Here is a 15,748-nt window from a genome sequence, read left to right as displayed (position 1 = left end):
GACCGCATAGCGTATTAAACATTCTTATTTCTTACTTATTGTCCCGGTAATCACTTCTTTTTCTGTTCGAAGCACTATACGGTATATTCCGGGATGGAGCTCGGTAACATTTAATCTATAAGCGTCGCCCTGTACGGACAGATTTTCCTTAAGCAAAACCTTACCGTTTTGGTCGAATACAGTGACTTCCGCTTTTTCGTCTACATGGGCAGTTTTAATTTGCAAAACTTCGCTTACCGGGTTAGGGTATAAGCACATCCGCTTTCCGGAGGAACCGATGGCTGTTACGGTATTGATCCGTATCACAATTGTTTTCTCCACCGCTTCGTAATTGTCGGTGGCATCCACAAAGGCGCGTACGGAAGCTAGGCCAGGAGTCAGTGGCGTTATGGTAATTCCATCTAACGACACTACCTCCGCACCCGAAACAATTTCATAGTTCACCTTTGCCGGAGATTCCGAATAGGCCGTTAAGGCAAATGCGTTATCGCTCATATTCTTTTCCAAATCATCAAAGCCCAGTATTTGGGTCTCAAGCATTTCGTCTGTGGCTATGATGCGGATAGACGCGGTTTTCTCAGCGCTTGAGTATTCCCCGGTAGCTTCCACATAAGCCCTTATCTTTACGGTACCCGCACTGATCAAAGTCGCTATGGCGCCATTAATATGAAGGAGATCCATACCTTCGATCACTTCATAACGTACTTTGGCTGTAGAGTTGGTATATGCGGCCAACGAAAAAGTGCCTTCATTCAGGCGGTGAATCTGATTATCGAAGTTAGTGATCACGGACTCTTTCAATTGCGCTGTTTCCGTAATGGTCACGGTTACTGTTTTCTCAAAAGACTTATACTTCTCAGTCTCCATTACACTTGCCTTTAACGTCGCCGTTCCGGCGGTCTTGGCCGTTACGCGATTTCCTTGAAGTTGGATATGGCTTGCCCCGGAAACAACTTCATACACTACTTTGGCGTCGGAGTCAGAATGGGCGCCCAGCACTACGGTATTACCGCCTAACGTTATCGAAAAGTCTTCCCAATCGCTAATTGTAGGTGTTGTTTTCGAGCCTGCCGCCTTTACGGTAACCTGAACAGTTTTCTCAGCGAAACTGTAAATGTCTGTCGATGCCACACTGGCCTTTAACGTCGCCGTTCCGGCGGTCTTGGCCGTTACGCGATTTCCTTGAAGTTGGATATGGCTTGCTCCGGAAACAACTTCATACACTACTTTGGCGTCGGAGTCAGAATGGGCGCCCAGCACTACGGCATTACTGCCTAACGTTATCGAAAAGTCTTCCCAATCGCTAATTGTAGGTGTTGTTTTCGAGCCTGCCGCCTTTACGGTAACCTGAACAGTTTTCTCGGCGAAACTGTAAGTGTCTGTCGACGCCACACTGGCCTTTAACGTCGCCGTTCCAGCGGTCTTGGCCGTTACGCGATTTCCTTGAAGTTGGATATGGCTTGCTCCGGAAACAACTTCATACACTACTTTGGCGTCGGAGTCAGAATGTGCACCCAACACTACGGCATTACTGCCTAACGTTATCGAAAAGTCTTTCCAATCATAAATGGTAGGTGTCGTTTTGGTTCCATCAGATTTGATGGTTACAGTAATGGTTTTATTCGCCGTAGCGAAGTTATCCGTTTCACGAACAGTGGCTTTAATCTTTGCCGTCCCTACTTTTTTGGGAATAATATAAGGCTCATCCAATGTCAGTGTTTCCGTTCCTGAAACTATGGTATATTCCACCTTGGCCCCTGAGTTGGAGTGTGCGGTCAAGCGGGTTTTTCCATCGGAAAGGGAGAGGTGTAAATCATCAAAATCCTTAATCTCTGGAATTGATTTTACATTTTTCGGATTTACAGTAACGGTAAACACTTTTTCGGCGGATAAAAAAAACTCCGTTTCAGCCACTGAAGCTTTTACTTTGGCCGTTCCGGGAGCCAAGGCCTTTATCTCAGCGCCATCGATCCTGATCACTCCGGCACCCTCTACCAAACTATAGCTAACCTTAGCGTCGGAAGTCGAATAGCCTTTAAGCACAAGGGCAGGATCGCCCACCCGCAATGACAAATCGTCCGTATACATTATCTCGGCGGCTTTTTTATTTACTTCTCCGTCTTCGTCGGTTTGCAAAACCACTACCTTCAGCGGTTGGTCCACAAAAGCCCCGTGCGGGTCCGTGGCCCGTACCTGCAAGTTATACAAGCCCGCCTCTAGCTTCTTTCTGGTTCTCAAAAACTGGTTTTGTACCGTAAAGGCACTGGCGTTAGATGTGCCCGGAGACAGTGAGAACTTAAATTTCAAATCGCCCGGATCTTCGTCGCTTGACAGTAACGTACCCACGATTTTACCAGCCGAATCGTTATCCTTGATCACATTATTGCTCAAGGCAACTACGGAAGGGGCATCGTTCACGTCCGTAACCCTAACGGTAAACAGTTGGGTACTGAATATCTCCGGATTGTCTTTATGCGTAGCCTTGACGCTTACGGTAAGTGTTTTCTGTTGTTCATAATTAAAAGTCTTTTTCGTTAGCAACTTTCCGTCCTTGACTTCGAACCAGTCATTGTCCTGCAAACCGGCAGGCAGGCTTAAGGTATATTGCCCCAGCAAATCGACACGCTCTTCAATACGCCTCATTGTACGGCCGTCTACCTGCCATCTAGTCGAATATGAATTTAGGGCTATGCTTCCGACTTCCACTACAGCGTCTTCATTTTCAGAGACATCAAAAGAAGAGAGAGAAAACTCGTTGGCCAATTTGGCCCCTTCCGGCAGATTCACTCTTTTTATCACAAACACTTTGTCAAGAGTTCCGCCAAAGGCGTCGTACGCTTGTACCTTGATCTTATATTCCGTCAAAAAATCACGTTCGAAAAGCTCTTCCGAAGAAATCAGGGTGTTACCGTCCTTTATTCGGAAGCTGGAGTTATAAGGATGGTTTTCCTCATCAACCAAACGAAAGCTCAAGACGTCGCCGTCCGGATCTGAGCCCGAAAGCGTGGCAATCACACTGAAGGCCGGGGTAGTGGCCACCGCTTTGTCACGGCTAAGGCTAATAGAGTTCGGAGCTTGGTTGCCTTCTTTTTTTGCCCACACGGGCATATCCACACTTTCGATAACTAATCCGGGCAATGCTTCATTGGTAACGGCGCAAGTGTAGATCCCTCCCTGCTCAGGGCCGAAGTCAAGGATAGGAAGGGTCTTGCCATCCGCTCCGGGAACAGCCTTACCGTTCAATAACCAAGTATACTTGTTTCCACCATCACGCAAACTGAAGCTCAACTCGTGGTTCACTCCATTATCCAAGGTAACCGCATCCCGCTTGTCGCCTAGCTTTTTTTGCGGGGCATAGGTGATATCAGATAATTGTAACATATCACTCCAATGGCTCCTTGAGTCATTTGCCCCAAAAAGAACTTGTTGAACAAGAATGTTAAGGGCCTTAAAGTCCATCCGGTTATTAGCTACGTCCACGTGCCGAATACTTGTTCCGATAATATTATCCGCAGATGTAGCCATTAGATCTTTTCCAGTTATCCCGCTGATCTCATTTTGGCTCAGATCCAAGACATTCCTAATACCCCAACCTCCTGTTCCTCCAAGGCGCGCTACGATCTTTCTGTCAGATTTCATGCTGAAATGGGTTAGGCGGTTATGGTCTAAATAAACTTCTTCTAGAGTATTGGCCCCCCCCATCATCATTAATTCACCAGAAATATCATCGATCTCGTTATGTCCCAAGTCCAAAAATGGCACTCGCAGCTTGAATACTACTGAAGGTAATATTACGCCTGGGTAATCATCAGGATCGCATTTGAAGAAATTTTCGGGCACACTACCTTTCAATCGGTTACCTGATAAGTCTACCAAAACCGCTTCCCTGCCCAAGTACCCTTTCGTTAATTCAATCCGAGGATTAGTGCTGTTATTCTCAAGTGTTTGAATCAAAGTCGCCTTATCGTTGGCCACTCGCCAATGCGGGCCATCTGTATTATCAAAAAGGCTTTCAAACGCCTCTTTATGAGTTTTTGCAACCTTTTGCCCATACCCTAAAAGGGATATTTTTAAAAGACACAATGTTAGCGATAAAATCCTAAAAATAGATTTACTGTTCATGCTGAATAATTACGTTTGATAAATTGTGTTGATTTGTGATGCGATAGGGTCTTCTACAAAAGAGAGATACACCTTGTATCCTCAAATCAGAAGGAAAAACAAACACAACTAATTTATATCATGTGTAGAAAAACAGTAATAATTTAATCGGTTAAAAATCAATAAATGGTCAATAATTGCATGAATCAGAACAAATACAATCTAATAACAAAAGCTAATAACAGGTCGTGGCTCATAGATGAACATCTGTGTTTTCAGAGAGAAAATCTATTTGACTGGTTTTCATAAAAACTCAACGGAATAATAAAAATGAAAGTAAAAGCGAATATTTTTAAAGGGCAAAAAGATTTCACAAAGAACACACGAGCTTTGTTTTATCATATATTAAGACTACAGTTTCAGTAGCGCGTAATTTTTAAAACTCGATAAATCTTACCCCGTGTATTACTCACGCCTGCGCAAAGCCTCATAAAGTTTCTTGACCCGTTTTTCGTTATTGCGTTCTTTCAGGAATTTCCGAAGCGGGTACCCCGCCGCCCTAAACAATATTTGTAATTCGGCTACTTGGGCTTCTTTTATCTCATCGGGAACATAGCCCGGGTCAGCGTCTTGCAATGTCTTTATCAGATTAATCATTATTTCGATTTGCCTAACTCTAGCCTTATGTTTTTCCTGAATCGATTTCTCAGATCCTGTTTCCCAGTTATGGATACGTTGCATGCCGGCCCTCTCCAAAGCGGTGGCCGCCTGCATACCTGTCGCCAATCCGGATATGGCAAATCCAGCGGGAGCCGGGGCTCCGCTTACCTTCAAGACATCGGCGAGTATATGCGCGCAGTCCAAACCGATACGGTAAAGCTCTCTTCTTATCCTTTTCTTATTGATTTGTTTTAATCCCCGTACCAAATAATAGCGTTGGGCCTCTTCTTCGTCAATATCCGGATCGGTAAAAATCGTGTGTTCAAAGGCCAACTCCGTTAATGTCTTGCTATTCGTACTGCCATCATTGTTGACAATAGAGGTCAAATGAATATCGTCCCGAAAGGCGTCTTTCATCCTCAACTTGATCTCACCCATCTCGCAATATGACCTGATACTTGCCGAAGTGAACATCACCCTCCCCGCAATATCCAATGTATGGACGGCTATCCCCAAACCGGGGACCACTTTGCCCAGAGCCGATGTGGCCGTACCAAAAAGACTCATAACTTCTTTGGAAGCAGAGGCCAGGTTCTTGGCGGCGCTCATCATCTGTCGCGTCAGGTCCATTCCCTTTTGAATGAAATCCTGCGCATAAGCCAAATTGAGCGTGTCCTCTTCTTCGCGCTCATGCCTGAAATCTCCGAAACCCGATTCTTTTACCGAATGAATAACCCCGATAAGGTCCTTTATTCCGTCAGCGATTTTTCCGAAAGCCGTCGCCGCTCCGCTGATTCCCGATGTTATCACCTCCGCCTCACCGTGACTAAGAGACGACGCCACGGAGCTACCTGCTGCCACAACGCTACTGGCGCTTGACCCGGCGACAATAAACGAATCGGTAAATTGCCGTATGCTTGCGGTATTGAAATTTTGAAAACTGGATTTTGCCGCAAGAATTTGGGCAAACAGGTCCAGCCCATGCAAAGTGGCTTCTCCTCCCGAACTAATATCCTCGGACCATCCGAACTGCTCTGTCCGGGAAGCCATATTACCCAAAAACTCACCATAGGCTTCACGGGCCGCTTTTGGCAGTTCACCCGACTCGGAATCCACGCTAAGCATATTTGTCAAGGCCCTCTTCTCACCAGTATTTCTATCTTCCAACAACCCCCTTTCCTTTACCTCGGCCATGGACATCGAAGGGATAAACACTTTGCTGGTGGGAGACGCCAATGACATATTGGAAAGCATCCTGCCCAATAACGGGACTTCCGACCCCGCAAGGCTTACATCGCTCAGGCTTTCTCTTGCCCCAAGTGACAAATCACTGTGCGACCTGCGCAACGGATCAGGTGTAAATCCCATCGTAACGCTTGCCGGTTTCGCCTTTACAGTACTGGTTGGCGAAAACACTCTTGCCGGCGCTTCCCAAGATGTTCCCGGAGACATTGAGAGCTTTGGAGAATCAGGTGACAAAAAAGATATGTCTCCGGGGCTTCCATTATAATTAACGGAAGATCCCACGTTAAACGTAGCCTTTCCCAAAGGTGATGGAGAACTCGACGATTCGCTGAACCTAACCCAAGAAGATCTGGAATGAGCCCTTGTGCCACTCCGGGGAGGACTGGTTTTATGACGCGGAGGACTCCCGCTCAAGCGCTCGGAAAGCCTGCGCTTTGTTGACAAACTTCTTTTTAGCGACTGTCCGTGTTTATAATGTTGTCTCCATGCCAATCCTTTGCCTTCTACGCTAGGTTTTTGGGTAAGGGCCCTTTTCTTTTTCAGCTTTTTCTCCCACCGGGCGGGCAGTATCGGCTCATGGTAAGTAGTCCTTTTCTCGCCGTAGAGGTTGTCAGTTGGCACCGGAGCTCTATGTTTGATAAGTTCCAAAGCCGATTCACCTTCACCTTTTCTTGGCCTTAGCGCAAAACGGAACGGATGTGGCCAATCAATCCCCTCTTTCATTGGACCAGGGCGCTCTTCTGCTCCAGAGATATTGGCACCTACGGCAGTATAACCCATTGTGGCCATTTTCTCCGAAGCCGCATACAACTCAGCTTCCGTATCTTGCATCGCTCTGTAAAATGCGCTGTCAACGGGACCTCTTTCAGTGCCTGTTGAATGCCTACGTGTAGGTGAGTCCAGAAAACTACCTTCATGAAAAAAAGGTACCCGCGGAGTGCTGACCAGACTCGGAGTACTGGACCTTCTCTGGTCTAGTTTGTCCGTGGATATGCTTATCGGGTCAATATCAGTACGGCGAAGAGGGCGGTGCCTTCTTCCCGGTTCCTCGTCTAAATTCTCTTGTGATACCCACGGGCTGGGCACAGGCGTCACTGTAGCGGATGTAGCCGCAGACGCGCTCCCCGACTGTCCGGGCGATATCTGTTCGGGAATAGATGTTAGGGAAACGGACGTTCTTCTCCCCAAAAGAACACTCGGATCACCGAACTTTCTTTTCAAGGGATCCGAAGGCATTTTTGGAGCCTCTTCCCGTTCCTTTTTCTTCTTCCTCCTTCGCTTAAACATCGACCTTCCGCGGGCTAATTGGTGTGCCAATCAGAAAACTGTTAGAAGTCGCTGAAAGTTATAACGCTATAATTTTCAGTACAATCCAAGCTAAAAATAGGGGAGGTGTCAGCGTTATGAAGCAACGTAATTCCTGGTCTAATGAGCATTTAGAATTTGGCTTCTTTAAAAGACGTGAAGTGAGAAAACACTAATTAAAGCTGTTCTTTTGAGTATAAGGTCTTACGCAACAGTACATACACTTGAGGCATAGGAAAATAGTTTTCATACTTAGAATAAGTTGATTGACCTATATGCAAACCTATTTGATTAAGCCTTAGCCTCATTATTTTAAGTCAAAACTAAAGCCGTCAGTCAGTGTATGAACTGAATTCAAAAACTTATTTTTTATGATGAAAAAGGCTCTATTAACAGCCATCTTCGGGATTATTTCCTTGAACACTTCTTTTGCGCATAAAGATTTTTTCAGAACGTACCGTTCCGGCTCCGTTACGTCTACCATAAAGACTGGATATGAGTATGAAGAGCTGAAAAAGGTAGAGATCATAACGAATCTGGCAAATACGCTATTATCGGAAATGGGAGTCCGGGATTCGGTATCGCTATTCTTTGATCATGATTATACAGGCTCCCGAGATTCCAATATATCAGCGAGCGTCAACCATAAGATTACTCTAAACCAAAACGCCCGGAAGTTCAAAATCCACACCACACTAAAGCTACTGGAATACTTGGCCAACGAATTCAAAAACGATAAAGAATTCAGAACCGTACATATCGAAAATATTGCGCTAAACAATGAAAACAGTCCCTTGCTGACTAAACTAATCAATACCAAACAGCAAAGGCCTGAATCGCCTTCTACCCAAGGCATAAGCTATTTTATCCAAAACGATCAGTATCATTTTTATTTTAAAGACCCGGTATCCCCGCCAAGCGAAGTAAACCTGATTCTCGACGAATTATTTCAATTTGAAAGAATAGGCAGAGGCGCATTGATTTTCGATACGGACTCCACTTTTTACTGTATAAGCAATATCACAAAACCAACAGTCTCCACTCGCCATAAATTATCTGGCAATATCCGTAAATGGAAACCGTACAAAATAACATCTCTAGGCGATCACAACTATGCCATTCAGTATTCAAAAAAGAATGAAAATGACATTGGGATAAAGAACAATACCGCTTTATATATTTTGGAGTACGATACCCTAATTCCCAACCTAAATACTTTTCTTCGCAAGAACGTTGTTTTGCCCGCATCAAAATTGAGGAAAGACATAAGGTCGGTTAGCTTCTGAATGTTAGAACAGTCGTACTCCAAAGGCGCTTTAGTTACTTTTTCATTGAAAAACTCAAGCGATAGTGTTTGTGAGCACTTTTGAAAGGATACAAAAATAGCACATAAAAGAACTGTAAACAGGGAGTTAAATAGGGTTTACTGAAAAAGTAAAAACCACAAGATTATCAGTGGATTAGGTAGCTTGTTCCCCTTTCCAAAGCACAGGGAATATTCGTAAATTGGCCTTAGAAAGGACTGAGAGCATTTTTTCCCTTGCACCTATGATCAAGACAAGTTCCTCGCAATTGAGTATAGAAGGTTTTTTGGACCCGGAAATAGGGCGCCTTAACCCGGAAAACAGATGGGTGAAGTTGGCCAACTCCATCCCCTGGGCGGAATTGGGTTTGGTCTACGAATCGAAAATGTCGACGGGCAAGGGCAGTCCGTGCAAACCGGCCCGGCTGGTCATCGGCGCGCTGATCGTGAAGCATAAGCTGAACGTTTCGGACGCCGAGGCGATAGAACAAATCAAAGAAAATCCGTATCTCCAGTATTTCGTGGGACTCGGCTCGTTCACCACGGAAAAGGCCTTTGACCCTTCGCTGTTCACGACGGTCCGCAAGCGGCTCGGGTACGGGGATTTTAACAGGATGAGTTCGCTTTTGCAACACGAGGGGATCCGTATTGCGGAGGGCGATCGGGATGAAGGGTCCAAAGACGGGCATTCCGGGGACGCCGAAGATGACAAGCGGGTTGTCTCCTGCGACGCGACGGTGGCGCCGCAAGAGATTCCATACCCCACGGACCTTGGGCTGTTGGCTACGGCGAGGGTGCAGTCGGAGAAAATCATCGACCTCCTTTGGCCCGTCGCCAGGGATTCCGGTTTATCCAAAAAGCCCCGGACTTACCGGGATAAAGCCCATAGGGAATATGTCGGGGCGACGAGAAAAAAGAGGAAAGGAGCCGAATTCTGGCGCGTGTGCGCACGCCGACAGCTGAATTATCTGGAACGGAACCTACGGCATATCGACAGCCTCATAGAGGCCAACAAGGGCGTTATACGCCTAAAAAGCAGGTTTTTGAAGATTCTGATGGTGCTTCACGAAATCGCCAGGCAACAGTCGCTCATGCTGGAGACCGGTGCCAACAGGGTGGACGGCCGCATCGTGAACGTCTTCCAGCCCCATGTCCGGCCGATAGTCCGGGGCAAAAACGGAAGCGACACCGAGTTCGGCGCCAAATTGTCCGTAAGCCTTCACGAAGGCTATTCCTATCTGGACAAGGCGCAATGGGACGCTTACTACGAGGGTGACGCGGAAGTGATCCGCGGGCACATCGACAGTTTCGGGGAGAGAAACCCGGAAATGAAGCTCGGCAAATTCGTCGGGGACAAGATTTACGGAAACAGGAACGCCCGGCAGACCATGTCCGGCGCGGGTGTGGAATTCGTGGGCTCCCCGTTGGGAAGGCCTCCCTCAAGTCCCGAAAAAATCAGGGAACGCAAGGAAAACCGGGCGCTTCACCAACGGCACCGAAGCAGGGCGGAAGGAAAATTCGGGGAAGTGAAACGGGGACTCGGATTGGACAAAATACAGGCAAGGAGAGCGGACACTTCGCTTTCATGGATCGCCTGCATTTTCTTCGTGGCCAACTTGAAAAGATTTCAGAGCGAAATCTTTTTTGACCTTGTTTTCTTGAGCTGGAAATACGGGATATGGCTTCAAGACGGCGAAAAGAAACAGGAAAAGACTGTCTGGCAAAATATCCTAGCTGGGTAGCCCTCTGGGCTTTTTCAGTAAACCCTACTATACTGTACCAAAACACCTTCGTTGTCTACTGGGTAAAGATTCATAACAGCCCCTTTTGCTGCCATTTTTTGATAAAGTACGAAATCGTTTTTCTTGAACTCAAACATCATCGGGGACAATTCTTTACCCTTTCGATCATACCCGATAAGCTTCATCTTCTGTAACTTGGGATCGTAGATCATTAAGGTTATCTGCTTCTTATTAAAAACCCCTTTTAACAGTGTTACACCTTTATGGTCTATATAAGTTTTCGACGCTACTTCGTTGAGGTTCTTATCCAAAAATCGAATCAGGTATTCCCTCTTTCCTTTCTTTAATTTCCCAACTTCCGAGAGATAGTAATAACCGTCAACGTCATTATTACTATCCCTCATCACTCCAGAGAACTTCAAATCCGTCTCCGAAAGTCCACTGAGTACCTTTGTCTGTGCGTTCGCCTGAATAACAATAAATAGAGCGAATAAAGTCGCACAAAAGTTTTTTAGCCTAAACATGCTTTCAAATTGTTTTATAAAAAAATAGATCCTAATAGATCAACTAGTTAGTATGTTCTTCTTGGTTTGACACTACCCTTCGCAAACGTTGTAATTCCGTAAGACCAACATTATAAAGTAGCCTGCGAACCTCATCAATATGCACTTCATTTCTCAAGTGGTTGGGTTGCGGGATATGCAAGCCTAAAGTTCGGCTGCGTTTATGGAATTCGATTTTCTGAAAGACATCGTCAAGGGCCTGATAATACACTTTGGCATCCTCGTCCTGTTGAAGCTTTATTGAAGCCAGGTAAAAAGCGAAATCATATTCTTTTTTGTCCATGCTTGCGGACAAGGCCAATTGGTAAGCCAAACGTTTTTTTCGGGCATATAAGTCTGAAATTGGAGAGGACCACTCTTTATTCACCTTACCTAATTTCTCGACCCTTTCCTTGATATGTGGATGAGTTCTTAGAGAATCCACTTTCCAATTAAAATCATCAATCACCTCATCCGAATCAAAAAGCGATTCGTCTTTCTGTAAGAGTGAGAAACTAAAAGTGTATCCATTACGGTTAAATAAACCCTCCCAATCCTCCCGTCTATTGAGCACCAGTTCTTCCAAGGCTCCTAATTTTTCCAATGCGGTAACGCATGCGGATTCACTGTATTTTGTTTTCGAAAAATACTCTTTTCCTTTAGCGTCCGCTTCCAATTCCACTTCTCTGGAACGTTTTGAAAAATTAAACGCTAAATCTTGCAGTAAATTTAATCTAGTGTTCCGTAAGCTTTCTTCTGCCATCTTCGCATTTGCGATCTTCTCTTTTAACTCTTCGGAATTCAGTGTTTTAATTCTATTGTCAATCCCTTTCTCGGTATGCCGTAATGATTCATGAGCTAACTCATGACACAGCACAAAAGCAAGCTCATCTTCACTCTCCAGCAACTCAAAAAGCCCAAGATTAATCACGATACACCCGTTACCATAAGCCGTAGCATTTGGAAAGATACTGGTGTTGAAATATATATCGAAGTTTGCTGGTTTCAGCCCCGGGTTATTGTGAAATATTTTCTCACAAACATTGCTTACGTATGTATGCAAGTCGGCATTGAAAATAAAAACACTGTCTTTTAGATTCTCATTAAACCGTTCTAATTGAGATATGTATATTTTTTGTTTTTGTCTTTTAAACTTACCAGACATTCGACCTATTCCCTTGTTCAATGCGTCTTCCCACATTTTTTCAATTTGTCGCTCTTTAGCTTTATCGCCAAAAGAATAGTGAGTTGCGGTTTGGGAGAATGCCTCAGAAGAGATCCATAACAAAACAAATAAAAAGATCAGTCTCATAAATATGTAAAAAGGTGATGATCAGATGTTTTCAAAAAAAGAATAACCTAATGTCAGGCATAGTAAAAATTATTAACCGCAATATATATCAAATAAAAATATTCACGCAATGCTATATATTTTTTAACGCAAAAAATTAAACAAATACTCAAAAATATAAAATAAAATATTTTATATATAATAAAACACATACAGCACAATAATAGATTGAGACAAAAAATAACTATTCTCTTTTCAGGGAGGGTGACAATGTAAACCAGAAACGGAATTTAACTTAAGCTATTGGCGCGGAATCTTCCACCTCGTTTTGCATGTCTTACAAGAGGGGGTTCAGTTGCGCCACACCCACTTTTTAGACCTTTACTTTCCTCCAAAACTATCCGTTTTCTTTTTCCAAAGTTTAACCCCCTTTCAAAATAGGAGGGTTAGAAAACCTGTTGCGTTTTAATAGGATCATCCGGATTGTTTCCGAACCAAAGTTTTTCTTCAATCAATTGTTGATATTCCAATAGGGCTACCGAAAAGATTCAAATGTCGGTCTATATAAAATACGATTTTTAAAGAAAAACAACTGGAGATAATCAACAGTATTCTTATCAATTATCTGTCTAGGAGTAAGGTTTGTATAAGATTTAATATTCTTATTCAAATCTGACGTATCATAATAATCATGATACATAAATTTGTTCTTTAAGTTTTTTAAGTTATTGTAAAACCTATATGTCTTACAATAGTCCTTCATGCTAATTCCTATTCGTTGCTTCGCCATTCTGTAAATATTATCCCTATTAATATTAAGTGTTGAGGATAAATCTCTTAATTTTATTCCGCCTTTCCATTTTATAATATTATCAAAAACATAAAATACATTGTCTTTTTTTGACAAGTCAATGGACTTGAGCAAATCCATTTCAATAATATTTGCCAATTTATTGTAATTATTCAGATTAGATGAAATTGAATCTTCATTCAGACCTATATCTCGTATGTCAATAGGGCAAAAACTGTTTACAGTAAAATCTAAGTTTTGTTTCATCAATAGATCAACACACAAAGGTGAAAACCGAATTGATACAACTGTTGATTGTGCGGGGAGGTTTACAACTCTTTCGTTTTGAAACACACCTTGAATAATAGTAGATACTATTCTTTCACCCTGAAAAAATATCTTTACATAAATATATGGATCTGGAAATAGTTTCAACTGTTTAATAAACTGAGTTTTATTTTTCATTACGTAGATATTTTCATAGAGAAATGAAAAATCATTATGCGATTTTAGCTCATAATATGAGAGAGTATCATCTTCAACACCTTTGATTATTTTATTCATAATATAGGAGATTATCACCTTTTCTAGATAAACCTAGAAAATAAGATATTCGGTCTATTACATTTCGCAAACACAAACACTAGACATAGATATTTATCGCATAAGGATAAAATGGGCATATCCATATAAACTCATCAGAATATATCCTATGGCGTTACAAAGCGTGATCAAGTGTTTTTGAATTTCAAATGTCTTTATTAAAAGTATCGTAACAAAGCTGTTTCTCTTTTCAAGACATCATATTACATCTTTAATCTAAGAAAGAGTTAGATAAATACAGTATAGTACCCTCGATTCTTAGGACCAGTAAAGTCGATTTTTAAGTAAATTTTAAACGGTTGTCGCTATCGTCGAGCCCGTGTGAATGTTGATAAGTCCTTTCACATTCTGTTTTTTCTTGGACTTATCAATATTTGCATGGGCATACGCGGTGGCTTTCGCTTTTGACGCTCCGCTAAAAACATTTTCCGGCTTCAGGTTCTCGATTCCTTGGTGATCCCTGTTGTGGTAGCGTCGCAACCATTTCTCTATCCCCAAATACAACTTTAAACCGTTGTCGGCCGGATTCAGGTAAATATGGTCCCTTTTTAGCGTTCTCCAAAAGCGTTCGATGTAAATGTTGTCCAAGGCTCGGCCTTTGGCGTCCATACTGATGTTTATTCCCTCTTTCTTGAGATAGTTCACGTATTCCCCGCAAGTGAACTGGGAACCTTGGTCACTGTTGAGTATTTCCGGTTTACCGTGAATCTCAACGGCCTCACGCACCACTTTTAAAGACGCCGCGGCCTCAAGCGTATTGCTCAAACCCCAACCCACTATGTACCTGCTGTAGACGTCGATAATCGCCGTCATATACATGAAACCGCTAGCCATGGCTATATAAGTGATGTCTATCGACCAGACCTGGTTTTTCCTGACAACTTTCTTTTCCTTAAGCAGATACGGGTAAACGTATTTTGCCTCTCCGGGCTTGCTCAGATTCTTTTTCGGGTAAATAGGGTAGAGATTCGCTTTGCGCATCAAGCGCCTAACCCTTTCATAGGAAGGGTTGAATCCTTGGTCACGCAAGGCTGATCTCATGCGCAAAACTCCCGCCGTGGGTTCGTCGATCATGTGCCGGTCCATAAGGCGCATCAACTCCAAGTTTTCCGCGTTTTCCCCCTTTGGGCTGTAGTAGTATGACGAACGGTAAAGCTCCAGACAGTCGCACTGACGGCGAATGCTCAGCTTATCCCCGGGGTCGACAAGGAGACGCAAATCTATAGACGCCCCAACTTCTTTAAGCTTTTTTTTAGGAAGTCGTTTTCCATCTCAAGCTTTCCTATTTTACTGTACAGTTGGTCTGTCGCCTTCTCCGTTTTCTCGTGTTCTTTTCTATCTTTGCCACCCTCAAAAACGCTGGACGAGCGCTGCAGAAACTCATTTTTCCATTGTGAAATCTGGGTGGCGTGAAGATCGTACCGTCTGCAGAGTTCTTGGGTGGTTTCTCTTTCCTTCAGTGCTTCGATCGCTACTTCCGCCTTGAATTTGGCGCTGAATTTTCTGCGTGTCGTTCTCGTTTTCATGCCCATAATTTAGTGATTTTTAAACTAAGACACTGGTCCGAAAATTCAGGGGTATTATACAGAATACACTACGAAAATTTTATCGATCTCCAAACTGGGGCAGGAAATTAATTATTCCCCCTGTTTTAATTCGTAATAGGCGCCTTCAAGTCTTTCCCAATAGTTTTTTTGTATACGATTAAAAATTGGGAATAAACTCTCAATTCCAATCTGTCTAATCACATTTCTCTTAGTCAGAGAGGCTATAATACTGTCTATTAACCATTTTTGATCAAACTCTAACCACTCTCCTGTTACAGAATACAAGTTTGATCGTAACACAGGAAACAACTCATATTTGTTGATTTTCTTTACTCTATCCAAAGTATATGGGCTTTTTATTATTGAAAAGGCAATACGCAAAAAATCTGAATCTTGGAGCTCAATATCAACTAAGTAAAATTCAGAAAGGGCAATCCAAACAGGTTTTCGTTCTTCTATTGTTTCTTTTTTCATTTCTTCAGCATTACGAATCGCAAATGATATGGTTTGAACATTATATGGAGGTTATTCTGAATACCATTTGGCATTACTTTTTCCACACCCATAAAAGTCAATCATAGTAGTGAAAGGATTTACAAAAGTGGCTACTGTATTTAGT

General features: G+C 43.2%; 10 protein-coding genes. 2 read left to right on the top strand and 8 right to left on the bottom strand.

Annotation, left to right across the window (positions count from 1 at the left end):
* Positions 1–24: 24 nt before the first annotated feature.
* Positions 25–3,639 (bottom strand): T9SS type A sorting domain-containing protein, encoded by a 3,615-nt coding sequence (locus AABK39_RS20880; protein ID WP_338394879.1) that lies wholly within the window; start codon positions 3,637–3,639, stop codon positions 25–27.
* Between the two features lie 927 nt (positions 3,640–4,566).
* A complete protein-coding gene (locus AABK39_RS20875) occupies positions 4,567–7,323 on the bottom strand; it encodes a hypothetical protein (RefSeq protein ID WP_338394878.1) in 2,757 nt (918 codons plus the stop codon).
* Between the two features lie 359 nt (positions 7,324–7,682).
* On the opposite strand from AABK39_RS20875, the gene AABK39_RS20870 reads away from it, so the two are divergent.
* Together AABK39_RS20870 and AABK39_RS20865 are read left to right on the top strand one after the other, a co-directional pair.
* A complete protein-coding gene (locus AABK39_RS20870) occupies positions 7,683–8,597 on the top strand; it encodes a hypothetical protein (RefSeq protein WP_338394877.1) in 915 nt (304 codons plus the stop codon).
* A 262-nt stretch (positions 8,598–8,859) separates the two neighbouring features.
* Positions 8,860–10,356, top strand: a complete 1,497-nt coding sequence (locus AABK39_RS20865) for an IS5 family transposase (RefSeq protein ID WP_338393039.1) — start codon at positions 8,860–8,862, stop codon at positions 10,354–10,356.
* Between the two features lie 14 nt (positions 10,357–10,370).
* Here AABK39_RS20865 and AABK39_RS20860 read toward each other — a convergent pair whose 3' ends face one another.
* The 6 genes from AABK39_RS20860 to AABK39_RS20835 all read right to left on the bottom strand — a co-directional run bounded on the left by AABK39_RS20860 (position 10,371) and on the right by AABK39_RS20835 (position 15,603).
* A complete protein-coding gene (locus AABK39_RS20860; protein WP_338394876.1) occupies positions 10,371–10,880 on the bottom strand; it encodes a DUF6770 family protein in 510 nt (169 codons plus the stop codon).
* 43 nt (positions 10,881–10,923) lie between these two features.
* Entirely contained in the window at positions 10,924–12,210 is a 1,287-nt protein-coding gene (locus tag AABK39_RS20855; protein ID WP_338394875.1) for a M48 family metallopeptidase, read from the bottom strand.
* Between the two features lie 514 nt (positions 12,211–12,724).
* The gene (locus AABK39_RS20850; protein ID WP_338394874.1) at positions 12,725–13,543 is read right to left on the bottom strand and encodes a hypothetical protein; all 819 of its coding nucleotides are present in this window, start codon (positions 13,541–13,543) and stop codon (positions 12,725–12,727) included.
* Between the two features lie 330 nt (positions 13,544–13,873).
* A complete protein-coding gene (locus tag AABK39_RS20845) occupies positions 13,874–14,800 on the bottom strand; it encodes an IS3 family transposase (protein WP_338392370.1) in 927 nt (308 codons plus the stop codon).
* Positions 14,801–14,802: 2 nt separating this feature from the next.
* Positions 14,803–15,108 carry a transposase gene (locus tag AABK39_RS20840; protein WP_338392371.1) on the bottom strand — a complete coding sequence of 102 codons (306 nt, stop codon included), beginning with the start codon at positions 15,106–15,108 and terminating at the stop codon, positions 14,803–14,805.
* Positions 15,109–15,219: 111 nt separating this feature from the next.
* A complete protein-coding gene (locus AABK39_RS20835) occupies positions 15,220–15,603 on the bottom strand; it encodes a DUF7079 family protein (RefSeq protein ID WP_338394873.1) in 384 nt (127 codons plus the stop codon).
* Between the last annotated feature and the right edge of the window lie 145 nt (positions 15,604–15,748).

It is taken from the genome of Fulvitalea axinellae, from assembly GCF_036492835.1.
GTDB lineage: Bacteria > Bacteroidota > Bacteroidia > Cytophagales > Cyclobacteriaceae > Fulvitalea > Fulvitalea axinellae.
Note: the sequence above shows the minus strand (reverse complement) of the source record. Positions and strands in the feature narration are given on the sequence as shown.

Bases quoted from the DNA above. Each gene is read 5' to 3' on its own strand.
- AABK39_RS20855 (WP_338394875.1), bottom strand. From the start codon at position 12,210: ATGAGACTGATCTTTTTATTTGTTTTGTTATGGATCTCTTCTGAGGCA.
- AABK39_RS20860 (WP_338394876.1), bottom strand. From the start codon at position 10,880: ATGTTTAGGCTAAAAAACTTTTGTGCGACTTTATTCGCTCTATTTATT.
- AABK39_RS20850 (WP_338394874.1), bottom strand. From the start codon at position 13,543: ATGAATAAAATAATCAAAGGTGTTGAAGATGATACTCTCTCATATTAT.
- AABK39_RS20835 (WP_338394873.1), bottom strand. From the start codon at position 15,603: ATGAAAAAAGAAACAATAGAAGAACGAAAACCTGTTTGGATTGCCCTT.
- AABK39_RS20865 (WP_338393039.1), top strand. From the start codon at position 8,860: ATGATCAAGACAAGTTCCTCGCAATTGAGTATAGAAGGTTTTTTGGAC.
- AABK39_RS20880 (WP_338394879.1), bottom strand. From the start codon at position 3,639: ATGAAATCTGACAGAAAGATCGTAGCGCGCCTTGGAGGAACAGGAGGT.
- AABK39_RS20870 (WP_338394877.1), top strand. From the start codon at position 7,683: ATGATGAAAAAGGCTCTATTAACAGCCATCTTCGGGATTATTTCCTTG.
- AABK39_RS20840 (WP_338392371.1), bottom strand. From the start codon at position 15,108: ATGAAAACGAGAACGACACGCAGAAAATTCAGCGCCAAATTCAAGGCG.